Genomic DNA, 1460 nt, shown 5'->3' with positions numbered 1-1460 from the left:
GATGGTCACCGGTCCGGGCACCAGGTCGGTGAAGGCGAACTCGCCCTGCTCCCCGGTGGCGGCGGTGGCCAGCAGGTCACCGCGCACATCGGTGACGATCACCATGGCGTCCTTGACCGGCAGCGCGCTCCCGCTCGCCCGCACCACACCGGTCAGCCCGCTGGTGCCGCTGAGCAGGATGTCGTACGACAGCGGTTCCTCGCCCACCACGACGGTGGAGGCCTGCGGCTGGTAGCCGTCGGCGGAGGCGATCAGGACGTAGCTGCCGGTGCCGGGGGCGGCCAGCGCGTAGGAACCGTCGGCCTGGGCGACGGAGCGGCCCAGCTGGCGGCCGGCCAGCGAGATCAGGGTGACCGCGGCCTGGGGGACCGGGGCGCTCTCGGCGCCGCGGACGAAGCCGTGCACCGGGGTGCCGTCGCCGCCCGAACCGGGCTCGGCGATGGTCGCCACGGCCGTCATCGGGGCCGCGCTCGCGGTCGCGGTGNNGGCGGGCGCGGTCAGGCTGGGCACCTTCTCCTGGACGGGCTCGTCCGGCACGTTCCGCATGGTGTTCTCCACAGTGCTCTCCAGCGTGTTCTCCACGGTCCCCGCCTTCTCCTGCGCGGCCTGGGTCAGCGCGCCGGTCGTCCGCAGCGGGACCTCCTTGATGAACATCACCACGACGAAGGCGACCAGGGCGCAGGGTGCCGCGTAGAGGAAGACGTCGGCGATGCCGTGCCCGTAGGCGCTTTCCAGCCAATGCCGGATCGGCAGGGGCAGGCTGTTCATGTCGGGCAGCNNCCGCACCACCGAGGGAGCGGAAGAAGCTCACCGTGGAGGAGGCGGCGCCCAGGTCCTTCGGGGCGACCTGGTTCTGCGTGGAGAGCACCAGGTTCTGCATCATCATGCCGACGCCGATGCCCAGGAGCGCCATGTAGATGGACAGCTGCCAGTAGGGGGTGTCGTAGCGCATCAGGCTGAGCAGGGACAGCCCCGCGGTGAGGAACAGACCGCCGGCGACCAGCCAGTTCTTCCAGCGTCCGGTGTTGGAGATGATCCGCCCGGAGACCATGGAGGAGATGAACAGACCACCGATCATCGGGATGGTCATCACACCGGACATGGTCGGGGACTTGTCCCGCGCCAGCTGGAAGTACTGCGAGAAGAAGACGGTGCCGGAGTACATGCCGACACCGACGAACAGCGAGGCCACCGAGGCCAGCGAGATCGTGCGGTTGCGGAACAGGCGCAGCGGGATGATCGGCTCCGCCGCCTTGGTCTCGGTGAGGACGAAGGCCAGCGCGAGCAGGATCGTGCCGCCCACCATCACGTACGTCTGCCAGGACAGCCAGTCGTACTTGTCGTTGGCGAAGGTCACCCAGATCAGCAGCAGCGAGGCGGCCGCGGTGATGAAGAAGGCACCGAGCCAGTCGACCTTGACCTCGCGCTTGGTGAGCGGCAGGTGCAGGGTCTTCTGGAGG

1 pseudogene is annotated in these 1460 nt (G+C 69.2%); it reads right to left on the bottom strand.

Annotation, left to right across the window (positions count from 1 at the left end):
* A pseudogene (locus tag CCN72_RS29320) lies at positions 1–1460 on the bottom strand (MFS transporter); the annotation flags it as partial.

It is taken from the genome of Streptomyces murinus, assembly GCF_002154555.1.
In the GTDB taxonomy this organism is placed as follows: domain Bacteria; phylum Actinomycetota; class Actinomycetes; order Streptomycetales; family Streptomycetaceae; genus Streptomyces; species Streptomyces murinus.
Note: the sequence above shows the minus strand (reverse complement) of the source record. Positions and strands in the feature narration are given on the sequence as shown.